21 protein-coding genes and 1 pseudogene are annotated in these 26,156 nt (G+C 71.9%); 15 read left to right on the top strand and 7 right to left on the bottom strand.

The features are described from left to right. Positions 1–12 precede the first annotated feature (12 nt). From ACFY1L_RS43855 to cobI, 7 genes are read left to right on the top strand one after another with little or no spacing between them, the layout of a single operon-like run. On the top strand, positions 13–951 hold the full coding sequence (locus ACFY1L_RS43855) for a cobalamin biosynthesis protein (RefSeq protein ID WP_388838279.1): 939 nt from the start codon (positions 13–15) through the stop codon (positions 949–951). Beyond that, the gene (locus tag ACFY1L_RS43850; RefSeq protein ID WP_388838276.1) at positions 948–2,459 is read left to right on the top strand and encodes a cobyric acid synthase; all 1,512 of its coding nucleotides are present in this window, start codon (positions 948–950) and stop codon (positions 2,457–2,459) included. The genes ACFY1L_RS43855 and ACFY1L_RS43850 overlap by 4 nt, the downstream gene beginning before the upstream one ends. Then, positions 2,456–6,112, top strand: a complete 3,657-nt coding sequence (gene cobN / locus ACFY1L_RS43845; protein WP_388838272.1) for a cobaltochelatase subunit CobN — start codon at positions 2,456–2,458, stop codon at positions 6,110–6,112. Before ACFY1L_RS43850 ends, cobN begins: the two co-directional genes overlap by 4 nt. Continuing rightward, a complete protein-coding gene (locus tag ACFY1L_RS43840) occupies positions 6,109–8,097 on the top strand; it encodes a putative cobaltochelatase (protein WP_388838269.1) in 1,989 nt (662 codons plus the stop codon). The genes cobN and ACFY1L_RS43840 overlap by 4 nt, the downstream gene beginning before the upstream one ends. Next, entirely contained in the window at positions 8,097–8,696 is a 600-nt protein-coding gene (cobO, locus tag ACFY1L_RS43835; protein ID WP_388838266.1) for a cob(I)yrinic acid a,c-diamide adenosyltransferase, read from the top strand. The genes ACFY1L_RS43840 and cobO overlap by 1 nt, the downstream gene beginning before the upstream one ends. Continuing rightward, on the top strand, positions 8,696–10,234 hold the full coding sequence (locus tag ACFY1L_RS43830) for a cobyrinate a,c-diamide synthase (protein ID WP_388838263.1): 1,539 nt from the start codon (positions 8,696–8,698) through the stop codon (positions 10,232–10,234). Before cobO ends, ACFY1L_RS43830 begins: the two co-directional genes overlap by 1 nt. Next, the gene (gene cobI, locus ACFY1L_RS43825) at positions 10,219–10,965 is read left to right on the top strand and encodes a precorrin-2 C(20)-methyltransferase (RefSeq protein WP_388838260.1); all 747 of its coding nucleotides are present in this window, start codon (positions 10,219–10,221) and stop codon (positions 10,963–10,965) included. Before ACFY1L_RS43830 ends, cobI begins: the two co-directional genes overlap by 16 nt. An 11-nt stretch (positions 10,966–10,976) precedes the next feature. Here cobI and ACFY1L_RS43820 read toward each other — a convergent pair whose 3' ends face one another. Further along, a complete protein-coding gene (locus ACFY1L_RS43820) occupies positions 10,977–11,708 on the bottom strand; it encodes a ZIP family metal transporter (protein WP_388838256.1) in 732 nt (243 codons plus the stop codon). Between the two features lie 96 nt (positions 11,709–11,804). Here ACFY1L_RS43820 and cobM point away from each other — a divergent pair, with 96 nt between their 5' ends. From cobM to cobC, 5 genes are read left to right on the top strand one after another with little or no spacing between them, the layout of a single operon-like run. Then, a complete protein-coding gene (gene cobM, locus ACFY1L_RS43815) occupies positions 11,805–12,635 on the top strand; it encodes a precorrin-4 C(11)-methyltransferase (protein WP_388838254.1) in 831 nt (276 codons plus the stop codon). Beyond that, complete coding sequence (gene cbiE, locus ACFY1L_RS43810; protein WP_388838251.1) at positions 12,632–13,867, top strand: precorrin-6y C5,15-methyltransferase (decarboxylating) subunit CbiE; 1,236 nt, start codon at positions 12,632–12,634, stop codon at positions 13,865–13,867. The genes cobM and cbiE overlap by 4 nt, the downstream gene beginning before the upstream one ends. Next, positions 13,864–15,621 carry a precorrin-3B C(17)-methyltransferase gene (gene cobJ / locus ACFY1L_RS43805; RefSeq protein WP_388838248.1) on the top strand — a complete coding sequence of 586 codons (1,758 nt, stop codon included), beginning with the start codon at positions 13,864–13,866 and terminating at the stop codon, positions 15,619–15,621. Before cbiE ends, cobJ begins: the two co-directional genes overlap by 4 nt. Then, complete coding sequence (locus ACFY1L_RS43800) at positions 15,618–16,547, top strand: sirohydrochlorin chelatase (RefSeq protein ID WP_388838245.1); 930 nt, start codon at positions 15,618–15,620, stop codon at positions 16,545–16,547. Before cobJ ends, ACFY1L_RS43800 begins: the two co-directional genes overlap by 4 nt. Then, a complete protein-coding gene (cobC, locus tag ACFY1L_RS43795) occupies positions 16,537–17,631 on the top strand; it encodes an Rv2231c family pyridoxal phosphate-dependent protein CobC (RefSeq protein WP_388838242.1) in 1,095 nt (364 codons plus the stop codon). Before ACFY1L_RS43800 ends, cobC begins: the two co-directional genes overlap by 11 nt. A 100-nt stretch (positions 17,632–17,731) precedes the next feature. Here cobC and ACFY1L_RS43790 read toward each other — a convergent pair whose 3' ends face one another. The 6 genes from ACFY1L_RS43790 to ACFY1L_RS43765 form a co-directional block, all read right to left on the bottom strand. Then, on the bottom strand, positions 17,732–18,634 hold the full coding sequence (locus ACFY1L_RS43790; protein WP_388838239.1) for an SCO1860 family LAETG-anchored protein: 903 nt from the start codon (positions 18,632–18,634) through the stop codon (positions 17,732–17,734). Positions 18,635–18,866: 232 nt separating this feature from the next. After that, positions 18,867–19,958: an amidohydrolase family protein gene (locus tag ACFY1L_RS43785; RefSeq protein WP_388838236.1), complete on the bottom strand. Its 1,092-nt coding sequence runs from the start codon at positions 19,956–19,958 to the stop codon at positions 18,867–18,869. Positions 19,959–20,143: 185 nt separating this feature from the next. Further along, positions 20,144–20,935: a PIG-L deacetylase family protein gene (locus ACFY1L_RS43780; RefSeq protein WP_388838233.1), complete on the bottom strand. Its 792-nt coding sequence runs from the start codon at positions 20,933–20,935 to the stop codon at positions 20,144–20,146. 55 nt (positions 20,936–20,990) lie between these two features. Further along, on the bottom strand, positions 20,991–21,782 hold the full coding sequence (locus ACFY1L_RS43775) for an amino acid ABC transporter ATP-binding protein (protein WP_388838229.1): 792 nt from the start codon (positions 21,780–21,782) through the stop codon (positions 20,991–20,993). Beyond that, the gene (locus ACFY1L_RS43770) at positions 21,779–22,612 is read right to left on the bottom strand and encodes an amino acid ABC transporter permease (protein WP_388838226.1); all 834 of its coding nucleotides are present in this window, start codon (positions 22,610–22,612) and stop codon (positions 21,779–21,781) included. Before ACFY1L_RS43770 ends, ACFY1L_RS43775 begins: the two co-directional genes overlap by 4 nt. Positions 22,613–22,615: 3 nt before the next feature. Beyond that, positions 22,616–23,467 (bottom strand): ABC transporter substrate-binding protein, encoded by an 852-nt coding sequence (locus tag ACFY1L_RS43765; protein ID WP_388838223.1) that lies wholly within the window; start codon positions 23,465–23,467, stop codon positions 22,616–22,618. 186 nt (positions 23,468–23,653) lie between these two features. Between ACFY1L_RS43765 and ACFY1L_RS43760 the strand changes: the two genes are divergently transcribed. From ACFY1L_RS43760 to ectA, 3 genes and pseudogenes are all read left to right on the top strand, one after another. Beyond that, positions 23,654–24,754, top strand: coding sequence for a pyridoxal-phosphate-dependent aminotransferase family protein (locus ACFY1L_RS43760; RefSeq protein WP_388838480.1), 1,101 nt, complete (start codon positions 23,654–23,656; stop codon positions 24,752–24,754). Between the two features lie 85 nt (positions 24,755–24,839). Continuing rightward, positions 24,840–25,263 (top strand): annotated as a pseudogene (locus ACFY1L_RS43755) (DUF664 domain-containing protein). Positions 25,264–25,593: 330 nt separating this feature from the next. Beyond that, positions 25,594–26,100 (top strand): diaminobutyrate acetyltransferase, encoded by a 507-nt coding sequence (ectA, locus tag ACFY1L_RS43750; RefSeq protein ID WP_388838220.1) that lies wholly within the window; start codon positions 25,594–25,596, stop codon positions 26,098–26,100. Positions 26,101–26,156 lie beyond the last annotated feature (56 nt).

The raw sequence follows: 26,156 nt of genomic DNA, 5'->3' as shown, positions 1-26,156 counted from the left end.
CCGGCTGAGCCGATGCGTGCCGATCGCGTCTTCGCGTACGGCGCCGCCGCCGGCCTTCTCGGTGACCACCTCCTCGGCGATCCGCGCCGCGGGCATCCGGTCGCCGCGTTCGGGCGGGCCGCGGGTGCCCTGGAGCGGGTGTTGTGGCGGGACCACCGGGGGTGGGGGGCGCTGCACACGGCCGTGTGCGTGGGGGGTGCCGTCTCTGCCGGCGCCCTGGCCGCTTCTCTCGTACGGCCTTCCCGTACCGCCTCCGTAGCGCTGACCGCCGCCGCCACCTGGGCCGTGGTCGGGGGGACTTCGCTCGCACGGGAGGCCCGGAGCATCGGGCGTGCCCTGGAGGCGGGGGACGTCGAGGCCGCCCGCGCCCGGCTGCCGCATCTGTGCGGGCGGGATCCGCAGGCGCTGGACGCCGACGGGATCGCCAGGGCGGTTGTGGAGTCCGTTGCCGAGAACACGTCGGACGCGGTGGTGGGGGCGCTGGTGTGGGGGGCCGTCGGTGGAGTGCCGGGGCTGCTCGGTTTCCGGGCCGTCAACACCCTCGACGCGATGGTCGGTCACAAGTCGGCCCGGTACCGGCGGTTCGGGTGGGCGTCCGCGCGGCTCGACGACGTTGCCGGCTGGCCCGGCGCCCGGTTGACCGCCGTACTGGCGACGGTCTCCGGTGACGATCCCCGCGGGGCGGCACGCGCCTGGCGTACGGACGCGGGGAAGCATCCGAGCCCCAACGCCGGGCCCGTGGAGGCCTCGTTCGCGGGAGCTCTGGGGGTACGGCTCGGCGGGACCCTGTCGTACGGGGGGCGGGTCGAGCACCGGCCCGTTCTCAACGCGCAGGGGCACACCGTCGCCGTACCGGACATCGAACGGGCCGTACGCCTCTCGAGGCGCGTCGGTCTGCTCGCGCTCGGCGTCGGTGTCGCCGCCCGTCTCGTGAAGGGACGCAGGTCATGACCGGCGGTGGTCTTCTCGTTGCCGGTACCACCTCCGATGCCGGCAAGAGTGTCGTCACCGCCGGGATCTGTCGTTGGCTGGTGCGGCAGGGGGTCAAGGTCGCGCCCTTCAAGGCGCAGAACATGTCCCTCAACTCATTCGTGACGCGCGAGGGTGCGGAGATCGGGCGGGCACAGGCCATGCAGGCGCAGGCCTGTCGGATCGAGCCCTCCGCGCTCATGAATCCGGTGCTGCTCAAGCCCGGTGGTGAGCAGAGCAGTCAGGTCGTGCTGATGGGGAAGCCCGTCGGTGAGCTGAGTGCCCGGGGGTATCACGGGGGGCGGCAGCAGAAACTGCTCGGGACCGTTCTCGACTGTCTCGCCGAATTGCGGGGCACGTATGACGCGGTGATCTGTGAGGGGGCCGGTTCTCCCGCCGAGATCAATCTGCGGCGGACGGACATCGTCAACATGGGGATCGCGCGGAATGCGCGGCTGCCCGTGCTCGTGGTCGGGGACATCGACCGTGGTGGTGTTTTCGCGTCCTTCTTCGGGACCGTCGCACTGCTCTCGCCCGAGGACCAGGAGCTTGTCGCCGGGTTCCTCGTCAACAAGTTCCGCGGGGACGTCAGCCTCCTGGACCCCGGGCTCGACATGCTGCACGGGCTCACCGGGCGGTACACCTACGGCGTTCTGCCCTTCCGGCACGGCCTCGGCATCGACGAGGAGGACGGGCTGCGGGTCTCCCTTCGCGGGACGGTGCGGGAGTCGAACGTCGCCCCGCCGGTCGGGGAGGACGTGCTGCGGGTCGCGGTCTGCGCGATTCCGCTGATGTCCAACTTCACCGACGTGGACGCCCTGGCCGCCGAACCGGGTGTGGTGGTGCGGTTCGTGGACCGGCCCGAGGAGCTGGCCGACGCCGACCTCGTCGTCGTTCCGGGGACCCGGGGGACCGTCCGCGCGCTGGAGTGGCTGCGGGAGCGCGGTCTTGCGGAGGCCCTCGTGCGCAGGGCCGCCGAGCAGCGGCCCGTGCTCGGCATCTGCGGCGGCTTCCAGGTGCTCGGCGAGCGCATCGAGGACGAGGTGGAGAGCCGCAAGGGGTCCGTCGACGGGCTCGGCGTCCTCCCCGTCCACGTGCGGTTCGCCCGCGAGAAGACCCTCACCCGGCCGGTGGGCGAGGCCCTCGGCGAGCTGGTCGAGGGGTACGAGATCCATCACGGGGTCGCCGACATCCACGGGGGCGAACCCTTCCTCGACGGGTGCCGCGTCGGACAGACCTGGGGCACCCACTGGCACGGTTCGCTGGAGTCGGACGGCTTCCGGCGGGCCTTTTTGCGCGAGGTGGCCGCCGCCGCGGGCCGCCGCTTCGTGCCGGCCCACGACACCTCGTTCGCCGCGCTGCGCGAGGAGCAGCTCGACCGGCTCGGCGACCTGATCGAACAGCACGCGGACACGGACGCGCTGTGGCGGCTCATCGAGTCCGGCGCGCCGCAAGGACTGCCTTTCATCCCACCGGGAGCACCCGCATGAGCACAGTGTTGTTGTTGTCGACCGCCGACACGGATCTGTTGGCGGCCCGGGCCGCTTCCGATGCCGACTACCGGATCGGCAACCCCACCCGGGTGGATGTCGAGCGGGAACTCCCCGGTCTCCTCGCCGGCGCCGGCATCGCCGTCGTACGGCTGCTGGGCGGAAAGCGGGCCTGGGAGGACGGGCTGGCCGCGCTGAAGGCCTCCGGCATCCCGACCGTGCTGCTCGGCGGGGAGGCAGTGCCCGACGCGGAGTTGATGGCCGAGTCGTCGGTGCCCGCCGGTGTCGTGGCGGAGGCGCTGAGGTACCTCGTCGAGGGCGGGCCCGCCAACCTCACCGAGCTCGCGCGGTTCCTCTCCGACACCGTGCTGCTGACCGGCGAGGGGTTCGTCGAGCCGCAGAAGATGCCCGAGTACGGCGTCCACGGCGAGCGTCCGTTCGTCGAGGGCCGGCCGACCGTCGGTGTGCTCTTCTACCGGGCGCACGAGCTGAGCGGCAACACCGCTTTCGTGGACACCCTGTGTGACGCGATCGAGGCGCGAGGCGCCAACGCCCTTCCCGTGTACTGCGGTTCGCTGCGCGGCGCGGACGCCGGGCTGTACGAGACCCTCGGCCGGACGGACGCCCTCGTCGCCACCGTCCTGGCTGCCGGCGGCACCCACGCCTCGCAGGCGTCGGCCGGCGGTGACGAGGAGGCCTGGGACATCGGCGCGCTCGCCGACCTCAACGTGCCTGTCCTGCAAGGACTTTGCCTTACGTCCTCACACGCGGCCTGGGACGAGTCGGACGCCGCGCTCTCCCCCATGGACGCGGCGATGCAGGTCGCGATCCCGGAGTTCGACGGGCGGCTCGTCACCGTGCCGTTCTCCTTCAAGGAACAGGGCCCGGACGACGTCCCGGTCTACGTCGCCGACCCCGAGCGGGCCGCACGGGTCGCCGGAATCGCCGTACGGCATGCGCAGTTGAAGCACAAGGCGAACGCGGACAAGAAGCTGGCGCTCGTCTTCACCGCCTATCCGACCAAGCACTCGCGAGTGGGCAATGCGGTCGGTCTGGACACGCCCGCGTCGGCTGTTCAGGTACTGGACGCCCTGAAGAACGCCGGGTACTCGCTCACCGAATACCCCGACAACGGCGACGAGTTGATCCACCGGCTGATCGAGGCCGGCGGTCACGACGTCGAGTGGTTGACCGAGGACCAGCTGGCCGCCGCGCCCGCGCGGGTGCCGCTCGCCGACTACCGGGCGTGGTTCGACAAGCTCGACCCGGAGCTCAGGGACGGGATGCTGGAGGCATGGGGCGAGCCGCCGGGTTCGCTGTACGTCGACGGCGACGACATCGTGCTGGCGTCCCTGCAGTTCGGGAACGTCGTCGTGATGATCCAGCCGCCGCGCGGCTTCGGCGAGAACCCGATCGCGATCTACCACGACCCCGACATGCCGCCCTCGCACCACTACATGGCGGCGTACCGGTGGCTGGAGAACAGCTTCGGCGCCGACGCGATCGTCCACATGGGCAAGCACGGCACGATGGAGTGGCTGCCCGGCAAGGGACTCGGGCTCAGCGGCGGCTGCGCGCCGGACGCCGTGCTCGGTGAACTGCCGCTGATCTACCCCTTCATCGTCAACGACCCCGGCGAGGGCACCCAGGCCAAGCGGCGCGGGCACGCCACGGTCGTCGACCACCTCGTACCGCCGATGGCCCGTGCCGACACGTACGGCGATCTGGCCAAGCTGGAGCAGCTGCTCGACGAGTATGCGCTCGTCTCCGACCTGGACCCGACCAAGGCGCCCGCCGTGCGGGCCCAGATCTGGACGCTGGTCAAGGCGGCCGAGCTGCACCACGACCTGCATGTCGACGAGCAGCCGGACGACGGCGAGTTCGACGAGTTCGTCATGCACATCGACGGCTATCTGTGCGAGATCAAGGACGTGCAGATCCGGGACGGCCTGCACATTCTGGGTGGTGGGCCGGTCGGTGAGCCGCGTGTCAATCTCGTGCTCGCCGTGTTGCGCGCCTCGCAGGTGTGGGGTGGACAGGCCAACGCGCTGCCGGGGCTCAGGGCTTCGCTGGCCTACCACTTCGGCCTGGTCGAGAAGGAGTTGCTCGCCGAGCCGGGTGCTCCCGTCAAGGTCCCGGTCGAGCTGACCGATCTCGTCGAGGGTCCGTCCCGTACCGCCGCCGACGCGATCGACCTGCTGGAGCAGCTGTGCCGGCGGATCGCGGAGGGCATGGAGGCACGGGAGTGGGACGTCACGGCCGCTCCGGCCCTCGTCGGTGAGGTCCTCCGCACCGAACTCCGGGAAGCCGTCGCGGTGCTGGAGTTCGCCTGCAACGAGGTCGTGCCCCGGCTGGCGAAGACCACCGACGAGATCGGCCACATCCTCAAGGCACTCGACGGCGGTTACATCCCGGCGGGTCCCTCCGGTTCGCCGACGCGCGGGCTGGTCAATGTGCTCCCGACCGGCCGGAACTTCTACTCCGTCGACCCCAAGGCCATCCCGTCCAGGCTGAGTTGGGAGGTCGGCCAGTCCCTCGCCGACTCTCTCGTCCAGCGGTATCTGCAGGACACCGGCGAGTACCCGAAGTCCGTCGGCCTGACGGTCTGGGGCACGTCCGCGATGCGCACCCAGGGCGACGACATCGCCGAGATCCTGGCGCTGCTGGGCTGCCGGCCGGTGTGGGACGACGCCTCGCGCCGGGTGACCGGCTTCGAGGTGATCCCCCTCGACGAGCTGGGACGGCCGCGCATCGACGTCACCGTCCGCATCTCCGGCTTCTTCCGGGACGCGTTCCCGCACGTGGTCGGGCTGATCGACGACGCCGTCCGCAAGGTCGCCGAGCTGGACGAGCCCGCCGACCGGAACTTCGTCCGCGCCCACGCCGACGAGGACACCGCCGAGCACGGCGACCGGCGGCGCGCGACCGCCCGTGTCTTCGGCTCCAAACCGGGCGCTTACGGCGCCGGTCTGCTGCCGCTCATCGACGCTCGCAACTGGCGTTCCGACGCGGACCTCGCCGAGGTGTACGCGGTGTGGGGCGGTTACGCGTACGGGCGCGGGCTCGACGGGCGGGCGGCGCGCGGGGACATGGAGACGGCGTTCAGGCGCATTGCCGTGGCCGCCAAGAACGTCGACACCCGCGAGCACGATCTCGTCGACGCCGACGACTACTTCCAGTACCACGGCGGCATGGTCGCCATGGTGCGGCACCTGACGGGTGAGAGCCCGGAGGCGTACGTCGGTGACTCCGCCGTACCGGATCAGGTCAAGACCCGGACGCTGGGCGAGGAGACGCACCGCGTGTTCCGCGCGCGGGTCGTCAACCCCCGCTGGATGGCGGCCATGCGGCGGCACGGCTACAAGGGTGCCTTCGAGATGGCGGCGACCGTCGACTACCTCTTCGGGTACGACGCCACGGCCGGGGTCGTGGACGACTGGATGTACGAGAAGCTCAGCGCCGAGTACGTCTTCGCCCCGGAGAACCGGGAGTTCATGAAGAAGTCCAACCCGTGGGCGCTGCGCGGGATCACGGAACGGCTGCTCGAGGCCGCCGAGCGCGGGCTGTGGGCCGAGCCGGACGCGGAGACGCTGGAGCGGCTGCGCGCCACGTACCTGGAGCTGGAAGGCGACTTGGAGGGCGACGACCAGTGACCACCCCCTTCCCCTTTACTGCCGTCGTCGGCCAGGACGACCTGCGGCTCGCGCTGCTGCTGAACGCCGTCTCCCCGGCGGTCGGCGGTGTGCTGGTGCGCGGCGAGAAGGGCACCGCCAAGTCGACGGCGGTGCGCGCCCTTTCGGCGCTGCTGCCGGAGGTGGCCGTCGTCCCCGGGTGCCGATTCTCCTGCGACCCCGCGGCGCTGGACCCGTCCTGCCCGGACGGGCCGCACGAGCCGGGACCGGGTGCCGGGCGCCCCTCCCGCATGGTCGAGTTGCCGGTCGGCGCGTCCGAGGACCGGCTGGTCGGCGCCCTCGACATCGAGCGGGCGCTGGCGGAGGGCGTCAAGGCCTTCGAGCCGGGGCTCCTCGCGGACGCGCACCGCGGGATCCTCTACGTCGACGAGGTCAACCTCCTCCACGACCACCTGGTCGACCTGCTGCTGGACGCGGCCGCGATGGGTGCGTCGTACGTCGAGCGCGAGGGTGTCTCCGTACGGCATGCCGCGCGCTTCCTGCTCGTCGGGACCATGAACCCCGAAGAGGGCGAGCTGCGGCCGCAGTTGCTCGACCGCTTCGGCCTGACCGTCGAGGTCGCGGCCTCGCGGGAGCCGGACCAGCGGGTGGAGGTCGTACGGCGGCGACTCGCGTACGACGACGATCCGGCCGGTTTCGCGGCCCGTTGGGCGGACGAAGAGGCCGCGGTACGTCAACGGGTCGTGGCTGCAAGGAAGTTGCTGCCGTCGGTGCGGCTGGGCGACGGAGCGCTTCGGCAGATCGCGGCGACCTGTGCCGCCTTCGAGGTGGACGGCATGCGGGCGGACATCGTGATGGCGCGGACCGCCACCGCGCTGGCGGCCTGGGCCGGGCGGACCGATGTGCTCGCCGAGGACGTACGGCAGGCGGCGCTGCTCGCGCTGCCGCACCGCAGGCGCCGTAACCCCTTCGATGCGCCGGGACTCGACGAGGACAAGCTCGACGAGACGCTGGAGGAGTTCGGCGAGGGCGACGACGACCCCGGCCCCGACGACGGCGGACCGGGTGGCGGGGGCGGCGGACAGTCGTCGCCCGATGCCGGTCCGCAGGACGGCGACACGGGTGCACGGCCCGAGGCCGGCGAAGCCGGCGAGCCGCAGCCCTCGGGAGCTGCCGAGCAGTCCGCCGTGCGGGCCTCCGAGCCGTTCCGCGCCAAGGTGCTGAGCGTGCCCGGGATCGGTGAGGGTGCGGCCGGGCGGCGTTCGCGGGCGCGGACCGAGCACGGGCGGACCACGGGGGCTCGGCGGCCCCGGGGCGCTTTGACGAAGCTGCACCTGGCGGCGACCGTGCAGGCGGCCGCGCCGCATCAGCGGGCCCGGGGGCGGTCGGGGCCGGGGCTGGTGGTGCGGCGGGACGATCTGCGGCAGGCGACCCGGGAGGGACGCGAGGGGAACCTCGTGCTGTTCGTGGTCGACGCCTCCGGGTCGATGGCGGCCCGGCAGCGGATGAGTGCCGTGAAGGGGGCCGTGCTGTCGCTGCTGCTGGATGCGTACCAGCGGCGGGACAAGGTGGGGCTGGTGACGTTCCGGGGGTCGGCGGCCGATGTGGCGTTGCCTCCCACGTCGTCCGTGGACGCGGCTGCGGCGCGACTGGAGTCACTGCCCACGGGTGGCCGTACGCCGCTCGCCGCCGGGCTGCTGAAGGCCCATGACGTGCTACGGATCGAACGGCTGCGGGACCCCGCGCGGCGGGCGCTCGTCGTGGTGGTGACCGACGGGCGTGCCACCGGTGGGCCCGAGCCGGTCGCGCTCGCCGGGCGGGCGGCCCGGCTGTTCGCCGCGGACGGGACCGCCTCCGTGGTCGTCGACTGCGAGTCCGGGCCGGTGCGGCTGGGGCTCGCCGGGCAGCTCGCGGGTGAACTCGGCGGTACGGCGGTGACGTTGGACGAGCTGCGGGCGGACAGCATCGCCGGGCTGGTGAAGGACGTACAAAGGAGGGCCGCGTAATGCCGCAGGGGCAGCCGAGTGTCGTACCGGACGACGGACTGACCACCCGTCAGCGTCGTAACCGTCCGCTGGTCGTCGTCCACACCGGGATCGGGAAGGGCAAGTCGACCGCCGCGTTCGGGCTTGCGCTGCGGGCCTGGAACCAGGGGTGGCCGATCGGGGTGTTCCAGTTCGTGAAGTCGGCCAAGTGGAAGGTCGGCGAGGAGAACGCGCTGCGCGTACTGGGCGCCTCCGGCGAGGGCGGGACCGTCGACTGGCACAAGATGGGCGAGGGCTGGTCCTGGGTCCAGCGCGACGCCCAGATGGACAACGAGGAGAAGGCCCGGGAGGGCTGGGAGCAGGTCAAGCGGGATCTGGCCGCGGAGACGCACAAGCTGTACGTGCTCGACGAGTTCGCATACCCGATGCACTGGGGGTGGGTCGACACCGATGAGGTCGTCGACGTGCTGCGGAATCGGCCGGGGACCCAGCATGTCGTGATCACCGGGCGGAACGCGCCCGAGAAGCTCGTCGACTTCGCCGACCTCGTGACCGACATGTCCAAGATCAAGCACCCGATGGACGCGGGCCAGAAGGGCCAGCGGGGTATCGAGTGGTGATGTCCTCGTCCGTGTCCGTCCCTCGGCTGGTCATTGCCGCGCCGTCCTCCGGCAGCGGCAAGACCACCGTTGCCACGGGGTTGATGGCCGCGTTCGCCGCGCGGGGGCTTGCCGTGTCCCCGCACAAGGTGGGGCCGGACTACATCGATCCCGGGTATCACGCGCTCGCCACCGGGCGCATGGGACGGAACCTCGACGCGTACCTGTGCGGGCCGGGGCTGGTCGGGCCGTTGTTCCTGCACGGGGCCCGTGGGTGCGACCTCGCCGTCGTCGAGGGTGTGATGGGGATGTACGACGGGGCCGCGGGGGAGGGTGAACTGGCGTCCACCGCGCAGGTGGCGAAGCTGCTCGGTGCGCCGGTGGTGCTGGTCGTGGACGCGTCGTCGCAGTCGCGGTCGGTGGCGGCGCTGGTGCACGGGTTCGTGTCGTGGGATCCGGAGGTGCGCGTCGGGGGCGTGATCCTGAACAAGGTCGCGTCTGACCGGCACGAGGAGTTGTTGCGGGAGGCGTTGGAGTCGGCCGGGGTGCCGGTGTTGGGGGTGCTGCGGCGGGTGGCTCAGGTGGACACGCCCTCGCGGCACTTGGGGTTGGTGCCGGTGGCCGAGCGGCACGCTGCCGCGGTGGAGGCCGTGGGGGCGATGGCGGCGCAGGTTTCGGCGGGGTGCGATCTTGAGGCGCTGATGGGGCTGGCGCGGAGTGCGGGAGCGTTGTCGTGTGCAGCTTGGAATGCGGCTGAGGTCTTGGGTTCTTCGCCCCCGCCGCCCCTGCCCTTCCCGTCCTCCAGGGGCTCCGCCCCTTCGACCCCCGATCGGCCCGAAGGGCCTCGTCCTCAAACGCCGGACGGGCTGGAAGATGCGGACCGGCATGTACAGGCACGCACCCAGCGGGTGGGTGAGGGTTCGGGACGGCATGAGACTCGTCCTCGAACGCCAGGCAGGCCGGTCGTTGCCGTTGCCGGCGGTCCCGCGTTCACCTTCTCCTACGCCGAGCACGCCGAGCTGCTCGCCGCCGCCGGTGCCGAAGTCGTCACCTTCGATCCCCTCCGGGACGAGCAACTGCCTGACGGCACACGCGGGTTGGTCATAGGGGGCGGGTTCCCCGAGGTGTACGCCGCCGAGCTGTCCGCCAACGAACCCCTGCGCAAAGCCGTCGCCGCCCTCGCGGAGTCCGGCGCTCCCGTCGCCGCCGAGTGCGCCGGGCTGCTGTACCTGTCGCAGGAGCTGGACGGACAGCCCATGTGCGGGGTGCTCGATGCGCGTGCCCGGATGAGCGAGCGGCTCACCCTCGGGTACCGGGACGCCGTGGCCGTCAGCGACAGTGTGCTGGCGCCCGCCGGCACCCGGATGCGGGGGCACGAGTTTCATCGGACCGTCGTCGAGCCGGGGGCCGGGGCGGCTCCCGCCTGGGGCGTGCGTGCCCCGGCGCCGCGGGTCGAAGGTTTCGTACAACAAGGTGTGCACGCGAGTTATCTGCACACGCACTGGGCGTCCGAGCCCGGTGTCGCCCGTCGGTTCGTGGAGAGGTGCCGGACGTCATGAGCAACAGCAGGCTGATCGGAGTCGGGGTGGGCCCGGGCGATCCCGAGCTGGTGACCGTCAAAGGCGTCAACGCCCTGCGCGCCGCCGATGTCGTCGTCGTGCCCGTCATGGACACCGGGGAGCAGGGGCGGGCCGAGGCCACCGTGCTGCACTACGTGCCGCAGGAAAAGGTCGTCCGGGTCGTGTTCGCCCTCAACGAGCGGACCGACCACGCGCGGCGCGAGGCCGCCTGGGACGCCGCCGGGGAGCGGGTCGCCCGGCTCCTCGACGACCACGGCAGCGTCGCCTTCGCCACCATCGGCGACCCCAACGTGTACTCGACCTTCACCTACCTCGCGCAGACCATCGCCGAGCTGGTGCCGGGGACCGTGGTGGAGACCGTGCCGGGCATCACCGCCATGCAGGACCTCGCCGCGCGCTCCGGTGCCGTGCTCACCGAAGGCACCGAGCCGCTCGTCCTCGTGCCCGTCACCGCCGGGACCGCCGTGCTCAAGGACGCGCTGAACGGACCCGGCACCGTCGTCGCCTACAAGTTCGGGCGGCAGGCCGGCGAGGTCGCCGAGGCGCTGCGCGAGACCGGGCGGATCGGCGACGCGGTGTGGGGGTCGGCGCTCGGGCTGGTGGCCGAGTCCATCCGGCCCGCCGCCGAACTCGACGGCACTCCCCTGCCGTACCTCTCCACGCTCATCGCGCCCCCGCCGCGCGACGGCGGGCGGGGCGGGAAACTGTGACCGGCACCGGCTCAGCCCGAGATGCCCACCACGAGCCAGATGAACGCCGCCCCCGCCACTGTGCACAGCAGCGTCGAGTGGGCGGGGTGCTCGTGGTGCGCCTCCGGGAGGATCTCGGCCGCGGCGAGGTAGAGCAGTACGCCGCCGAACAGGCCGAGATAGCCGCCGAGCACGCCCTCCGGGATGGTGACGAAGGCCGTCGAGGCCGCGCCCACGATGGGGGCCACCGCGTCCGCGAACAGCATGAGCTGGGCCTTGCGGCGGGCGTTCCCGTACAGGCTCGTGATCGTGTACGTGTTGAAGCCGTCCGCGAAGTCGTGGGCGACGACGGCCAGTGCGACCGCCGTGCCCATGCCGCCACCGACCTGGAAGGCCGCGCCGATCGCGACGCCGTCCATGGCGCTGTGGCCGACCATGGCCGCGGCCGCCGTGAGGCCCACCTCGGGCGCGCGGCCGCCGTTGGTCTCCTCGCCGCCGTGCGAGGCCTGGCGGACCGCCAGCAGGCGTTCCACCAGATGGGCCAGCAGGAATCCGGCCACGAACAGCAGCAGGGCCGCCGGCACGCCGAAGACCTCGGTGCTCGCCGCCTCGACCGCCTCCGGCAGCAGATCCAGGCCGACCACACCGAGCATCAGGCCGCCGGCCAGGCCCAGGACCAGGTGGCGGCGGTCGGTCACACGCTGTGCCGTCCAGCCGCCGGCCAACGTCATCAGGAACGCGCCGAGCGCGACGAGGACCGCCATGTGCCCTTGCTATCCGATCAACCCGCCTTCGCGCACATCCGGTGGCCGTTCCCGGCGCACCCGTAAGACCTTTTGTACAGAGAGGACCGATTTTCCATGGCCGATGCCCCCACCGGCGCTTCCACCGGCAAGGTGACCTTCGTCGGTGCCGGCCCCGGCGCCGCCGATCTGCTGACGTTCCGTGCCGCGCGCGCCATCGCCGAGGCCGACGTCGTGATCTGGGCCGCGAGCCTGGTCCAGGCGGAGGTCCTCGAGCACGCGCGCGAGGACGCGGAGATCCTCGACTCGGCGACGATGTCGCTGGAGGACGTCGTCGCCGTCTACGAGCGGGCCCGGGCCGAAGGCCTGCGAGTCGCTCGTATCCACTCCGGCGACCCGGCCCTGTGGGGCGGTACGCAGGAGCAGCTCGACCGGTGTGCGCGGATCGGCATCGGGACGGAAGTCGTGCCCGGGGTGTCGGCGTTCTCGGCCGTCGCGGCGCTCGCGCAGCGCGAGTTGACGATCCCCGAGGTCGCGCAGTCCGTCGTCCTCACCCGGCTCGGCGGTGGCAAGACGCCGATGCCGCCCGGGGAGGAGGTGCGGGAGTTCGCCAAGCACGGCACCACCATGGCGATCTTCCTGTCCGCCGCCCGCAGCGGACAGCTGGTGCGGGAGCTGCTGGAGGGCGGCTATCCGACCTCCACGCCGGTCGTCGTCGCCTACCAGGCGACCTGGCCGGAGGAACTGGTCGTGCGGTGCACGATCGGGACGCTGGAGGAGACTGTCAAGGAGCACAAGCTCTGGAAGCACACCCTCTTCTTGGTCGGCCCGGCGCTCGACGCCGAGGGCACGCGCTCGCACCTGTACCACCCCGGCCATTTCCACGGCTACCGCAAGGCCGACCCTCAGGCCCGTCGGGCGCTGCGCGAACGGGGTGCCAGTACGTGATCACGGTCGTCGGTACGGGGACGGGCGCGCCGGTCCCCCTCGATGCGGTGGCAGGGGCCGAGCTCGTCGTGGGCGGGCGCCGGCACCTGGAGGCCGTACGGCTGCCCGAGTCCATCGAGCGGGTCGTGCTCGGGCCGCTCGCGCCCGCCCTGGACGCCATCGAGGCGTACGTCGGCAAGGAGCGGCGCGTGGTCGTGCTGGCCTCCGGCGACCCCGGGTTCTTCGGGATCGTGCGGGCACTGGCCGGGCGGTTCGGCGCGGATCGTCTCGACGTACGGCCTGGCGTCTCGTCCGTCGCCACCGCATTCGCCCGGCTGGGGCTGACCTGGGACGACGCGGTGGTGGTCAGCGCGCACGGGCGGGATTCGCGGACGGCGGTCAATGTGTGCCGAGCGCATCCGAAGGTGGCTGTGCTGACCGGGCCCGGCGCGGGTCCGGCGGAACTCGGCGCCGCGCTCGCCCGCACCGCACCCGGGCGGGTCCTCGTCGTCGCCTCCGCGCTGGGCTCCGCGGAGGAGCACCTGGAGCGGGTCTCCCCCGCCGAGGCTGCGGGCCGCGACTGGGGTACGGCGGTGAGTGTCGTCCTGTGCCTGGACGAGACGCGGGCGCTCGGTCCCGTACGGACGCTCGCGGGGGCCGTACGGCCCGTCGAGTGGGCGCTGGACGAGGGCGAGTTCGCGCACCGCGACTCGATGATCACCAAGTTCGAGGTACGGGCCCTGGCGCTGGCCCGGCTCGGGCCGCGCCCCGGCGACCTGGTGTGGGACGTCGGCTCCGGCTCGGGCTCGGTGGCCGTGGAGTGCGCGCGGCTGGGCGCCGCGGTCACCGCGGTCGAGAAGGCCGCGGACGGGGTGGAGCGGATCCGCGCCAACGCCGGTGCGCACGGCGTCGACGTGCACGTGGTGCACGGTACGGCGCCGGACGTGCTGTCCGAACTCGACGCTCCCGACGCCGTGTTCGTCGGGGGCGGCGGGCGCGAGCTGCCGGGCATCGTCGGCGAGTGCGCACGGCGGGCCCGGCGGACGGTCGTGGTGGCCATGGCCGCGCTGGACCGGGTACCGGCGGTGCGCACGGCGCTCACCGGCGCCGGGTTCGACTGCGACGGAGTACTGCTGCAGTCGTCGCGGCTCGCGCCGCTGCCGGGGGACGTGACCCGGCTGGCGGCGACCAATCCCGTATTCCTGCTGTGGGGGACCAGAACCCCCGTGTCTCACGAAGGAGTTGCTCAGTGATCGGCCTCATTTCCGCCACCGCGGCGGGGGCGGCGGCACGCGACCGGCTGGCCGCGGCGTGGCCGGACCGCACGCGCGTGTACGAGGGTCCCGTGGGGGACGCCGTGCGTGCCGCGTTCGCGGAGTGCGAGCAGCTCGTGTGCTTCCTGGCGACGGGAGCGGTGGTACGGCTCGTGGCACCCCTGCTGGCGGACAAGAAGACCGACCCCGGTGTGGTGTGCGTCGACGAGGGCGGACGGTTCGCCGTGTCGCTGCTGGGCGGGCACGGCGGTGGCGCCAATGAACTCGCCCGGGAAGTGGGCGAGTTGCTGGGTGCCGAGCCCGTGGTGACCACCGCGACGGACGCCGTCGGCATCCCCGGTCTGGACACCCTCGGCCTCCCGGTGGAGGGCGACGTGGCCGGCGTGACGCGGGCTCTGCTGGACGGGGAGCCGGTCGCACTGGACACCGAGGTGGCGTGGCCGCTGCCGCCGCTGCCGTTCACCGCGGAAGGCACACGCACCGTCCGGCTGACGGACCGCGCGGTCCAACCCGCCGACGGCGAGGTGCTGTTGCGTCCGCCGACCCTCGTCGTGGGCGTCGGCGCGTCCAAGGGCGCCCCGGTCGACGAGGTGCTCGGGCTGGTCGAGGGCGCGTTGCGGGACACGGGGCTGTCTCCTCGTAGCATCGCCGAGCTCGCCACCGTCGACGCCAAGCGTGACGAGCCCGGCATCGTCGAGGCGGCCGCGCGGCTCGGGGTGCCCGTGGTGACGTACTCCGCCGAGGAGCTGGCGAAGGTCGAGGTCCCCAACCCCTCCGACGCGCCGCTCACCGCCGTGGGCACCCCCTCGGTCGCCGAGGCGTCCGCACTCGCCCGCGGTGGTGAACTCCTCGTCCCCAAGCGGAAGTCGGAGCGGGCCGACGGGCATGCGGCGATGGCGACCTGTGCGGTCGCACGGCGGCCGGGGCGCGGACGGCTCGCGGTGGTCGGGCTCGGTCCCGGTGCCCGCGATCTGCTCACCCCGCGTGCCGAGGCCGAACTGCGGCGCGCCTCCGTGCTCGTCGGGCTCGACCAGTACGTCGACCAGATCCGCGACCTGCTGCGGCCCGGCACCCGGATCCTGGAGTCGGGGCTGGGCGCCGAGGAGGAGCGGGCGCGGACCGCGGTCGCCGAGGCCCGCAAGGGGCAGGCCGTCGCGCTGATCGGCAGCGGCGACGCGGGCGTGTACGCCATGGCCTCCCCCGCGCTCGCCGAGGCCTCCGACGACATCGACGTGATCGGCGTACCGGGCGTCACCGCCGCGCTCGCGGCCGGGGCGATCCTGGGCGCGCCGCTCGGTCACGACCATGTGTCCATCAGCCTCTCCGACCTGCACACGCCGTGGGAGGTCATCGAGCGGCGGGTGCGCGCGGCGGCCGAGGCGGACATCGTGGTCACCTTCTACAACCCCCGTTCCCGGGGCCGGGACTGGCAGCTGCCGAAGGCGCTGGCGATCCTCGCCGGACACCGGGAGCCGACGACGCCGGTCGGAGTCGTACGGAACGCGTCGCGGCCGGACGAGTCCAGTCGACTGACGACTCTGGGCACGCTGGACCCCGCGACGGTCGACATGATGACGGTCGTGACCGTGGGCAACACGGCGACCCGTGAGATCGCGGGCCGTATGGTGACGCCGCGCGGCTACCGCTGGCAGGCTGAACCGGCGAGCGGCTCCGCCGCGGAGCAGCAGGCCCTGCCGAACCACCCCGTTTCACATCCCGAGGAGAAATCGTGACCACCCCGCCGCCCGCCCTGCTCATCGCCGGTCATGGCACCCGGGACGAGGCCGGGGCCGAGGCGTTCCGCGACTTCGTACGGCAGTTGCAGCTCCGTCTGGACCACGTGCCGGTCGCGGGCGGCTTCATCGAGCTCTCCCCGCCGCCGCTGGGCGATGCCGTCGCCGGAATGGTGGCCCGGGGTGTACAGCGGTTCGCCGCCGTCCCGCTGATGCTGGTCTCCGCCGGGCACGCCAAGGGCGACATCCCGGCGGCGCTGGCCCGCGAGAAGGAACGCCACCCGGGGATCTCGTACGCCTACGGCCGCCCCCTGGGCCCGCACCCCGCCCTCCTGTCCGTCCTGGAGCGGCGGCTGGACGAGGCGCTGGGCGCCACCGAAGGGCGCACCCCGCTGGACCGCGCCGACGTCACCGTGCTGCTCGTCGGACGCGGCTCGACCGACCCGGACGCCAACGCCGAGGTGCACAAGGCGGCGCGGCTGCTGTGGGAGGGGCGCGGTTACGCCGGTGTAGAGACGGCGTTCGTGTCGCTGGCGGCGCCGGACGTGCCGAGCGGCCTCGACCGGTGCGCGAAGCTGGGCGCGAAGCGGATCGTGGTCCTGCCGTACTTCCTGTTCACCGGGATCCTGCCGGAGCGGGTGAAGCAGCAGACCGAGGGCTGGGCGGCCGCGCACCCGGAGGTCGAGGTGCGGTCCGCGGAGGTCATCGGCCCGGAGCCGGAGCTGCTCGACCTGGTGATCGAGCGGTACGAGGAGGCCGTCAAGGGCGATCTGCGGATGAACTGCGACTCGTGCGTGTACCGGATCGCGCTGCCGGGCTTCGAGGACAAGGTGGGGGTGCCGCAGCAGCCGCACTTCCACCCCGACGACGACGGTCACCACCACCACGGACACCACCACCATGGCGCACACTCCCATGCCCACTGAGGGGAACGGCGAGAGAAGGACCGCGGGCGCGCACGACCTGCGCCACCACGGTGACGTGGAGGTGCGGGACGGCGGTTCGGCCCTCGTCGACCTGGCGGTGAACGTCCGCGCGGACACGCCTCCGGCCTGGCTGCGCGAGCGCATCGCCGGTTCGCTCGGCTCGCTCGCGGCCTACCCGGACGGGCGGGCCGCGCGGGCGGCGGTGGCGGTGCGGCACGGGCTCCCGGTGGAGCGGGTGCTGCTCACGGCAGGTGCCGCCGAGGCGTTCGTGCTGCTCGCCCGCGCCCTGAAGGTGCATCAACCGGTCGTGGTCCACCCGCAGTTCACGGAGCCCGAGGCGGCTCTGCGGGACGCCGGGCACACGGTCGACCGGGTGCTGCTGCGGGAGGAGGACGGCTTCCGGCTGGACCCGGCTGCCGTCCCCGAGGACGCCGACCTGGTCGTGATCGGCAACCCGACGAACCCGACGTCCGTCCTCCACCCGGCCGCGTCCATCGCCCAACTCGCCCGCCCTGGGCGGACGTTGGTCGTGGACGAGGCGTTCATGGACGCGGTGCCAGGCGAGCGGGAGGCCCTCGCCGGGCGCACGGACGTGCCCGGCCTGGTCGTCCTGCGCAGCCTGACCAAGACCTGGGGTCTGGCCGGGCTGCGGATCGGCTACGTCCTCGCCGCCCCCGAGACGATCTCCGAGCTGGAGCGCGCCCAGCCGCTGTGGCCGGTGTCCACGCCCGCGCTGGCCGCCGCCCAAGCCTGCATGGGCCCGCAGGCGCTGGCGGAGGCGGCCCACGCGGCACACCGCATCGCCGCCGACCGGGCCCATCTCGTCGCCGGGCTCAAGGAGTTCGCCCCGGACGGCCTGCACGTGACGGAGCCCGCCGAGGGCCCCTTCGTCCTCGTACGACTGCCGCAGGCGGCGGCCGTACGACGGCATCTACGGGACCTGGGCTTCGCCGTACGGCGGGGCGACACGTTCCCGGGCCTCGACGAGGAGTGGCTGCGGCTGGCGGTGCGGGACCGGGCGACCGTCAACTCCTTCCTGCAGGCGCTGGACCAGGCAGTGACCCTGGCGTCGGCACGTCACTGACGGTGCCGTCCGGTAACCGGACCCGGACGACACCGCCGACGACCGTCGCGCTCGCCGCCGAGTGCTGGACTACCGCGGCCCCAACGGCTGGGCTGTCGGTTCAGCTCCGGCCGCGCCGTGCCAGCGCGACCGCTCCCCCGCCCGCCACGACCAGGGCGATCGCACCTCCGGCGATGTACGGCGTCAGGGAGTTGCCACCTGTCTCGGCGAGGTTCTCCTCCTTGCCGGCCGCGCCTTGCGCCTTGACGTCGCCGGGGTCGGCGCTCGGGTTCGCCGCGGCGGCCGCGGGGGCCTCGCAGGTCGCCTTCGCCAGGGTCAGCGTGCCCTCGACCTCGGCCACGTTGAGCTTCAACGGGTTGACGGAGACCTTGAGTTCGAGGGCGGTGGCGGCCGCCGTACGCGAAGTGGTCTCCGTCCTGGACAGGTCGAGGCGGACGTCGCCGACGCCGGGGACGTCGACGTCCGTCGTGCCGCCCGCCGTCAGGGTGACCTTCTTGCCCAGGACCGTGACCGAGCCGAGCAGGTTCGCGGAGGCGACCGGCTTCTTCCCGGCCTCGCAGGTCGCCTTCGAGGTGACCTGCTCGATCTCGATGAGGGACAGCAGCGGCAGGCCGGGGACGTGCAGCTTGGCGTCGGCGAGGTTGGTGTGGCCCTCGGCCCGGGTGGAGGTGACGCTCGCGTCGGACTTCGCCACCTTCGCGTCCAGCACGTTGAACGGCTTTCCGCCGTCGACGCCGTTCAACTCGGCGGTCAGGGCGGTCTTCTGGGCACTCTGCGGCGCCTCGACCTGGTTGAGCGAGACCGTGAGCGGGACGTCCACGGTCTTGTTGAGCAGGGACACGTCGAGCCCGGTGCGCAGGACGACGGCGCTCGCGCGACCGTGGTCGGTGGTCGCGTGCGCGGAGCCCGCGCCGGCCAGGGCCGCGGGACCGGCGGCCAGGGCCGTGGCCGTCGCGACGGTGGCGAGACGGCGTGCGGGCATGCGGAAGTTGTTGCCGTTCAAGGTGGGGACCCCTAAGTGGAGACTTGCTCGGGACCCGCCAAGAATTACGCACCACGGGTGAACTGGCGGCGTTCCGGCGCCACTTCACCCCATCGTGCGTTCCCCGTGAACGTTTTCGAATCCCACGGCACAGGCGTTCCACGTTTTCACCGCCGCACCGCCTTTTCTTCGCGTACGGCGGTCGCCGCACCGGCGCGCGAGACGGCGCGCGCCGCGTCAACCCGCACAGGTGCTACCCGACGATCCGCCCGTTCAGCACGATGCGTCGCGGGGCCGCCAGCACGCGTACGTCGGCCCGCGGATCGGTCTCGTACACGATGAGGTCGGCCGGTGCGCCCTCCTCCAGCCCGGGCCGCCCGAGCCACTTCCGTGCGCTCCAGGTCGTCGCCGCCAGGGCCTCGACGGGCGGGATGCCGGCGGTGACGAGTTCCTCGACCTCGCCGGCCACCAGCCCGTGCGGGAGGTGGCCGCCCGCGTCCGTGCCGACGTACACCGGGATGCCGGCGTCGTAGGCGTTGCGGACCGTCTCGTAGCGGCGTTCGTGGAGGCGGCGCATATGGGCCGACCACTGCGGGAACTTGGCCTCGCCGCCGTCCGCCAGCTGCGGGAAGGTCGCGATGTTGACGAGGGTCGGGACGATGGCGACGCCGCGCGAGGCGAAGAGCGGGATCAGGTCGTCCGTCAGGCCCGTGGCGTGCTCGATGCAGTCGATGCCCGCCTCGACCAGGTCCTTCAGGGAGTTCTCGGCGAAGCAGTGCGCGGTGACGCGGGCGCCCAGGCGGTGGGCCTCGGCGATGGCCGCCTCGACGGCGTCGCGCGGCCAGCTGGGGGCCAGGTCGCCCAGGTCGCGGTCGATCCAGTCGCCGACGAGCTTGACCCAGCCGTCGCCGCGGCGGGCCTCCTGGGCGACGTACGCGACGAGGTCCTCCGGTTCGATCTCGTGCGCGTAGCCCCGCATGTAGCGGCGGGTGCGGGCGATGTGCCGACCGGCCCTGATGATCTTCGGCAGGTCCTCGCGGTCGTCGACCCAGCGGGTGTCCGAGGGTGAGCCGGCATCGCGGATGAGGAGGGTCCCGGCCTCGCGGTCGGTGAGCGCCTGCTTTTCGGCGATGTCCTGCTCGACGGGGCCCTGCGGGCCCAGGCCGACGTGGCAGTGGGCGTCGACGAGGCCGGGGAGGGTCCAGCCGTCGACGGTCAGGACGTCGCCGGTGCCGACGGGACGGTCGTAGGAGATCCGGCCGTCGACGACCCACAGCTCGTCCCGGACGTCGTCGGGCCCGACCAGGACCCGCCCCTTCACGTGCAGCATCGCGCGTTCGCTCATGGACCGCACCTTAGGTCCTGTCCGGCGGACGGCGTGGGGGACCCCCAGCCGCGTTGTCGTCGGTCGCCGACTCCCTCCTCCACCTTGCAGCTGCACGCACCAGACCCCGCTCGGGGCGGCCAAGAGGAGCCCTCTCTGTAGCCGACCTGATCCGCCGGACAGGCCCTGGTCAGCGGCGCGGAAGGTCACTGTTCCCAGGGCGGTGGTCCCTCGAAGGCGAGCTGGTGCACGTCGAGTAGGACCGCCGCCTCGACGCCGAGCGCGGGGCCGCCCCGGCGGGCCGCCCAGGTGAGGAAGGCGCGGGGCTCGAAGCCCTGCGCCCCGAGGCCCTTGGTGTATTCGGCGTGGGCGTCGAGGGACGCGATGCCCCGCTCCAGCGGCTCGCCGGACACGTCCACGCCGTGGGTGGGGCGATCGGCGCCGGCGACGCACACGAAGCGCACGCCGCCCCAGGGTTCGAGGCCCTCGTCGGCGAGTTCCGGGAAGATCCACCGGTTGCCGGCGTCGCGGGCCGCGTCGAGGGTGGCGAGTCCGACCACGCGGTGGTCGGCCTGGTTGACCACTCCGGCGACCATGCGCACCGTGTACGCGCCCGTCACGACGACCTCCGGACGGTGCCTGCGGATCGCCCGCACGATGTCGCGGCGCAGTGCCGGACCGTACTCGACGGTCCCGTCGCGGTGGTCGAGGAACTCGACCGTGTCCACGCCCACTTCACGCGCCCCGGCCCGCTCCTCGGCCTCGCGCAGCGGGCCCGCCTGATCCGGGTGCAGCCCGTCGATGCCCGCCTCGCCGCGGGTGACCAGCAGGTACGAGACGCGCTTGCCACCGGCCGTCCAGCGGGCCACGGCCGACGCCGTCCCGTACTCGATGTCGTCCGGGTGCGCCGCCACGGCCAGGCAGCGCTCCCAGTCCTCCGGCAGCTGGGGCAGTGTGGTCCCGGCGCCGAAGCCTGCCGGGTCGTCGAGAGTCGTCATGCCCCGAATGATGGCGGTACTTGCACCCTGGGCGACAGAGATGCGTATGTCCTCTTCAGTCCTTCTCGCCCACCTGCTCCGACGCCCCCTCCTCCACCTCGGCCATCGCGGGGTCGAGGAGGCGGGAGAGGAAGTGGCGGGTGCGGTCGTGGGAGGGGTTGCCGATGACCTGGGCCGGTGCGCCGTCCTCGACGATCACGCCGCCGTCCATGAAGACCACCCGGTCGGCGACCTCCCTCGCGAAGGTCATCTCGTGGGTGACGACCATCATCGTCATGCCCTCGCGGGCGAGCATCCGCATGACCGCGAGGACGTCCCCGACCAGTTCGGGGTCCAGCGCCGACGTCGGCTCGTCGAAGAGCATCACCTCGGGGCCCATCGACAGCGAGCGTGCGATCGCCACGCGCTGCTGCTGGCCGCCGGAGAGGGAGGCGGGGTAGGCGTCCGCCTTCTCCGACAGGCCCACCCGCTCCAGGTTCTCGGCGGCCACCCGCGCCGCATTCGCCTTGCCCCGCTTGAGGACCCGCCGCTGCGGCAGCGTGAGGTTCTCGGTCACCGTGAGGTGCGGGAAGAGGTTGAACTGCTGGAAGACCATGCCGATACGGCGGCGTACGGCGTCGATGTCGACGTCGGGATCGGTGAGTTCGGTGCCGCCGACGAAGACCTGGCCCTTGGTGGGCTCCTCAAGGAGGTTCACGCACCGCAGCAGCGTGGACTTGCCGGAGCCGGACGGGCCGATGACGCACACGACCTCGCCCTGGTTGATCTCCAGGTCGATGCCGCGCAGTACCTCGTTGTCACCGAAGGACTTGTGCAGATCGCGTACTTCGATTTCCGGACGGCTCATTTCACGGCCTCCTGGGCCTTCGCCTCCATACGGCGCACGACGAAGCCGAGCGGGATGGTCACCAGCAGGTAGCACAGGCCGGCGACCAGGATCGGTGTGGAGTTGGCGGTCGTGCTGGCCAGGTCGCGGCCGTACTTGGACAGTTCGCGCTCCTCCAGGGTGACGCCGAGGAGCAGGACCAGGGAGGAGTCCTTGAAGAGGATCACGAACTCGTTGGTCAGCGGCGGGAGGATGATCCGGAACGCCTGCGGGATGATGATCGAGACCATGGCCCGGGCGGGCGAGAAGCCCAGCGAACGCGCCGCCTCCATCTGGCCCTTGGGCACCGCCTGGATGCCCGCGCGGAACGTCTCCGCCAGGTACGCGGCGCCGACCAGGCCGAGGGCGATGGCGGCCTTGCCGTACGTGCCGCCGACGATCTCCGTGCCTGGGAAGGCCAGCGGGACCGCCACGCCGATGAAGATGAAGATCAGCAGGGCGGGCAGGCCGCGGAAGATCTCGATGTAGACGCCGGCCACCCAGCGGTACGGGGCGACGGACGACAGCCGCATCAGCGCGACCACCAGGCCCAGCACCAGGGCGAAGACGAACCCGGACACGGTGTAGAGCACGGTGTTCTTCAGCGCCAGCGTGATGACGTCGGGGAACATCTGCTTGGCGATGCTCCACTGCGCGAACTGGTTCTTCAGCCGCCCCCAGTCGGCCCCGACCGCGAACGCGATCACGGCGGCGACGAAGACGACGTACTGGACGCCGCGGGACAGACTGCGCTTCTGACGCCGGGTCAGGCCCTTTTTGCGAGGCTGGAGTTGTACGTCTGTGTCGGCCATGGGTCAGGAGGCGGACGGGGAGGCGGCGGACTGGTCGTAGGGGCCGATCCACTTCTCGTACAGCTTCTTGTACGTGCCGTCGGCCTTCGCGTCCTTGATCGCCTTGTTGATGGCGGCGAGGAGCTTGGTGTTGCCCTTCCTGACCGTGAAGCCGTACTGCTCACCGGTGTTGATGTTGTCGGCGAGCTCGAAGGCGGCGGCGTTGGCCTTGTCCTTCAACCAGCCCTGGACGACCGGGTAGTCGATGACGACGGCCTTGACCTGGCCCGTGCGCAGGCCGTTGAGGACCGCGTCGGAGGACTCGAAGGAGACCGGGTCGAAGCCCTGCTTCTTGGCGTAGTCCTCGCCGGTGGTCTGCGCCTGGGCGCCGAGCTTGACCTTCTTGGCCTTCGCGTCGGCGAGGGAGGTGATGCCGGCGTTCTTGTCGACCAGGAGGGCCTGCGTGGCGTCGAAGTAGGGATCGGAGAAGTCGACGTTCTTCTTGCGCTCGGCGGTGATGGTCATGCCGGCCGCGGCCAGATCGCACTCTCCGGAGTTGAGGAAGGCGCCGGTCTTGAAGTTCTCGAAGGGCGTGTCCAGGATCTGCTGCTTCACGCCGAGGTCCCCCGCGACCAGGTCGATCAGCGAGACGTCGAAGCCCTGCACCTTGCCGTCGATCTCCGACTGGAAGGGCGGATACGGCAGGTGGGTGCAGGTGGTGAGCTGTCCGGCCTTGACGAGCTCGACCCCGCCGGCGGCGGTCTTGCTTCCGCTGCCGCCGTTGTCGGTGGAAGTGCAGGCGGCTACGAGCGCCAGCCCGGCCGTCGCTGCGGTGGCGGCCAGGATGCGGGTCCGGCGCCCGGAGATCGTCTTCACGGGGTGGCCTCCTGTGTGGGAACTGTGGGTTCCGATTATAAGGAGAAGTTTGGGTCTCTCAAATCAAACCGATGGTTGCGGGGCTGCCCGGCCTAAGAAGTCACAAGTGGAAGGTGGGGCACAGGGGGCGGATACCCTCGAGCGAGTCGACCACTCGTGAGTGAAGAGAGCGAAGAGAGCACCGCCGTGACCCACGCCTTCCTCGATCTGCCCCCGCTGAGCGCCGCGCACTTCGCCTCGATCGAGGACCGTGTGGGGCGGTTGCTCGGTACCGGGCAGGACGTCGTGATCATGCAGGGCGAGGCGCTGCTGCCGCTGGAGGGGGCGATCCGCTCGGCCGCCGGGCCGGGGACCGTGGCGCTGAACGTCATCACCGGTCCGTACGGGCAGACCTTCGGGAACTGGCTGCGGGACTGCGGGGCGACGGTGATCGACCTTGCCGTGCCCTTCCACACGGCGGTCACCGCCGAGCAGATCCGGGAGGCCTTCGCCGAGCACCCCGGGATCGACTTCGTGTCGCTGGTGCATGCGGAAGCGGCGACCGGCAACACGAATCCGGTCGCGGAGATCGGTGAGGTGGTGCGGTCGCACGGGGCACTGTTCTACCTGGACGCGGTGGCGTCGATCGGGGCCGAGCCGGTGCTGCCGGACGCGTGGGGTGTGGACCTGTGCGTCATCGGGGCGCAGAAGGCGATGGGCGGGCCCGCCGGGGTGTCGGCGGTGTCGGTGAGCGAGCGGGCGTGGGCGCGGATGGCGGCGAATCCGGGGGCACCGCGGCGGTCGTATCTCTCGCTCCTCGACTGGAAGGAGCGGTGGGTCGACGGCGGCCGGAAGGCGCTGCTGCATGCGCCGGCGCAGCTGGAGATGCTGGCGTTGGAGGCGTGTGTGGAGCGGATCGAGGCGGTGGGCCTGGACGCCGTGATGGCCCGGCACGCGTCGGCCGCGGCGGCGACTCGGGCGGGGGCGGTGGCTCTGGGCGGAGGTCTGGAGCCGTATGTGTACGAGGCCTCGGAGGCGGCGCCTGTCGCCACGACGCTGAGGGCGCCGGCGGGGGTGGTCGCGTCGGAACTGGTGGCCCGGGCCCTGGAGTCGGACCCCTCGTTGCCGCTGGCCGCTGGTGGGGGTGCGCTGGCCAAGGAGATGATTCGGGTCAATCACTACGGGGTGGACGCGACGGCGGAGGTCGTGCAGCGCTGCCTGGCGGCGCTGGGGGCCGCCCTTGCGGAGAAGGGGCTGACGGTGGATCTGGAGGCGGCGCGGCAGGCCGTGGAGAACAGCCGGCGGTAGTCATCGACTCGGGCCCTCTGACCCCACCGCGCGCCCGATGACATGATCCCGCGCTGCCCCTCAACTCCCGTGCCATGCTCGCCCCATGACCACCAACGTGCCCCAGACCCTTCCCGACGGTCGCCCCATCCCGCTTCTCACCGGGGACGAGCGGCCCATGCTCGACAGTTGGCTGGACTTTCATCGGGCCACCCTGGCCCTGAAGTGTGCGGAGCTGGACGACGCGCAGGTGCGGGCCGCGGCCGCCGAGCCGTCGGCGCTCACGCTTGCTCGACCCCGCCCGGGGACTCGACCAGGCGCTGGACGTGTGGCAGCGGGAGATCGCGCGCGGGCGGGAGCTGTGCGCCGGGCGGTCGCTGGACTGCACCGGGCGGATCGCCGACGGGAACATGGCCGGGCTGGAGGTCAGTCTCCGGTGGGTGCTGATTCACATGATCGAGGAGTACGCCCGGCACAACGGCCACGCGGACATCCTCCGGGAGCGCATCGACGGAGTTACCGGCGCCTAATTAAAAGGGCTACTCGGAGTGTAACTTCAGGTGTAAATTTGTAATTCAATTCGGCGCAGCTTCCCGTATTCTTCTGCCCGCTTTTCCCCGACCTAAACGCAAAGATTCTGCGAACGCCAACCGGAGGAATTCGGGCAGATCTCGTGGGGGTTACATGCCTGTGACGCGTTACACATCGCTGTCTATTTGCCACGGATTTTCCGGACAATCAATGCCATAACCACCTTCCCTTGCGCGATCACCCGCGCCCGCGTGATAACACACGCCCCAGCCGTTCGTAACCCCTAACGGCGATGCAATTTCGAATTTCCCTCGGTAAATTCAATCCGCATGACTGCCGCACAAGCAGATCTGCACATCGACCGTCCGCAGGTCGCGGACGGAGCCGCGTTGTGGCGGATTGCCAAGGACTCGAAGGCCCTCGACCTGAACTCGTCGTACAGCTATCTGCTGTGGTGTCGCGACTTCGCCGCCACCTCGGCCGTGGCCCGCGACGGGCACGGGGAACCGGTCGGCTTCGTCACCGGGTACGTGCGGCCGGACCGTCCGCGCACCCTGCTCGTCTGGCAGGTGGCGGTGGACGAGGCGTTCCGCGGACGCGGGCTCGCCGGCGCGCTGCTCGACGGAGTGGTCGCGCGGGCCGGCACCGCGCACCGGATCACCGCCGTCGAGACCACCATCACGCCGGGCAACACCGGCTCCGAGCGCCTGTTCACCTCGTTCGCCGAGCGGCACGGCGCCCTCGTGGAGCGCGAGGTGCTGTTCGACACGGGCCTGTTCCCGGACGGGCCGCACGACCCCGAAGTCCTGTACCGCATCGGTCCCCTCTCCTTCTGACCACCCCCCACGGACCACCTCCACTGACGACCCCCCGCACTCCCCCACGCAACGAG

The organism is Streptomyces sp. NPDC001663, assembly GCF_042893105.1.
Classification (GTDB): Bacteria; Actinomycetota; Actinomycetes; order Streptomycetales; family Streptomycetaceae; genus Streptomyces.
The sequence above is the reverse complement of the archived record's forward strand: the minus strand, read 5'-3'. Positions and strand labels throughout refer to the sequence as shown.

Bases quoted from the DNA above. Each gene is read 5' to 3' on its own strand.
- ACFY1L_RS43855 (WP_388838279.1), top strand. From the start codon at position 13: ATGCGTGCCGATCGCGTCTTCGCGTACGGCGCCGCCGCCGGCCTTCTC.
- ACFY1L_RS43850 (WP_388838276.1), top strand. From the start codon at position 948: ATGACCGGCGGTGGTCTTCTCGTTGCCGGTACCACCTCCGATGCCGGC.
- cobC (WP_388838242.1), top strand. From the start codon at position 16,537: ATGCCCACTGAGGGGAACGGCGAGAGAAGGACCGCGGGCGCGCACGAC.
- ectA (WP_388838220.1), top strand. From the start codon at position 25,594: ATGACTGCCGCACAAGCAGATCTGCACATCGACCGTCCGCAGGTCGCG.
- cobM (WP_388838254.1), top strand. From the start codon at position 11,805: ATGGCCGATGCCCCCACCGGCGCTTCCACCGGCAAGGTGACCTTCGTC.
- ACFY1L_RS43775 (WP_388838229.1), bottom strand. From the start codon at position 21,782: ATGAGCCGTCCGGAAATCGAAGTACGCGATCTGCACAAGTCCTTCGGT.
- ACFY1L_RS43780 (WP_388838233.1), bottom strand. From the start codon at position 20,935: ATGACGACTCTCGACGACCCGGCAGGCTTCGGCGCCGGGACCACACTG.
- cobN (WP_388838272.1), top strand. From the start codon at position 2,456: ATGAGCACAGTGTTGTTGTTGTCGACCGCCGACACGGATCTGTTGGCG.
- ACFY1L_RS43830 (WP_388838263.1), top strand. From the start codon at position 8,696: ATGTCCTCGTCCGTGTCCGTCCCTCGGCTGGTCATTGCCGCGCCGTCC.
- ACFY1L_RS43820 (WP_388838256.1), bottom strand. From the start codon at position 11,708: ATGGCGGTCCTCGTCGCGCTCGGCGCGTTCCTGATGACGTTGGCCGGC.
- ACFY1L_RS43785 (WP_388838236.1), bottom strand. From the start codon at position 19,958: ATGAGCGAACGCGCGATGCTGCACGTGAAGGGGCGGGTCCTGGTCGGG.
- ACFY1L_RS43770 (WP_388838226.1), bottom strand. From the start codon at position 22,612: ATGGCCGACACAGACGTACAACTCCAGCCTCGCAAAAAGGGCCTGACC.
- cobO (WP_388838266.1), top strand. From the start codon at position 8,097: ATGCCGCAGGGGCAGCCGAGTGTCGTACCGGACGACGGACTGACCACC.